The sequence below is a fragment of the Kineococcus glutinatus genome (assembly GCF_039542765.1).
Classification (GTDB): domain Bacteria; phylum Actinomycetota; class Actinomycetes; order Actinomycetales; family Kineococcaceae; genus Kineococcus_A; species Kineococcus_A glutinatus.
This window is the reverse complement of sequence record NZ_BAABIL010000875.1, coordinates 1-847: the sequence shown is the minus strand read 5'-3', so window position 1 is coordinate 847 and position 847 is coordinate 1. Positions and strand designations below refer to the sequence as shown.

The 847-nt window shown below is 79.7% G+C and carries 1 protein-coding gene and 1 pseudogene; one reads left to right on the top strand and one right to left on the bottom strand.

Going from position 1 to position 847, the window contains the following annotated elements; translation table 11 throughout:
- A pseudogene (locus ABEB16_RS22250) lies at nucleotides 1-182 on the bottom strand (hypothetical protein); the annotation flags it as partial.
- Between the two features lie 55 nt (nucleotides 183-237).
- Here ABEB16_RS22250 and ABEB16_RS22245 point away from each other — a divergent pair.
- On the top strand, nucleotides 238-847 hold a 610-nt coding region (locus ABEB16_RS22245; protein WP_345714335.1), incomplete at its 3' end, for an MFS transporter.

Sequence of the window (847 nt, the reverse complement as noted above, 5' to 3'; positions counted from 1 at the left end):
GGCCGGCCGCGGGTGCCGCTGGGCGCCGCGGGGCGCTCCGCCAGCAGCCCGGCGGCGGTGAGCCTGCCGACCAGCTCGGCGGTGGTGCCGGTGCCCGCGCCGAGCAGCCGGGCCGCCTGCGCCCGGGTGAGGCCGGGCCGGGCGTGGGCGAGCTGCAGCAGCTCCAGGCCCCGGGCGGTCACCGCTCCCACCGCTGCACCCCCTCACTTTTGCTCGAAGGCCGAGTATATTCGGTGGGTGCCCTCCGCCGATCCCGCCCCGCCGCTCGCGCCACCACCGGGGCCCGCGGACCGCCTCCCCGTCGGCCGCCTGGCGCTGCTGGCCGCCGCGGTCCTCGCCGCCGTCACCACCGAGCTGCTGCCGGTGGGGCTGCTGCCCCAGCTGGCCGACGCCTTCGCGGTGGGCACGGAGCGCATCGGCTGGTGGATGTCCGCCTACGCCCTCGTCGTGGCCGCGACCGCGGTGCCCCTCACCGCGGTGCTGGCGCGCTGGCCGGGACGGCGCGTCCTGGTCGTCCTGCTCAGCGCGTACGCGCTGAGCAACGCGGTCATCGCCGTCGCCGGCGACGACCGCGTCGCCCTGGCGGCCCGGCTGCTCGGCGGCCTGGCGCACGCCGGGATCTTCTCGGTCGTGGTCACCACCGCCGTCGCGCTCGCACCGCCGCGCCGGTCGGGGCGGGCGGTCGCCCTGGTCAACACCGGCGTGACGGCCGCGCTGGCCCTGGGCGTACCGCTGGGCACCGCGGCCGGCACGGCCCTGGGGTGGCGCTGGGCCTTCGCCGCGGCCGCGGCCTGCCTGCTGCTGCTGGCCGCCGCCACCGCCCTGCTGCTGCTCGCGACGCCCGCAC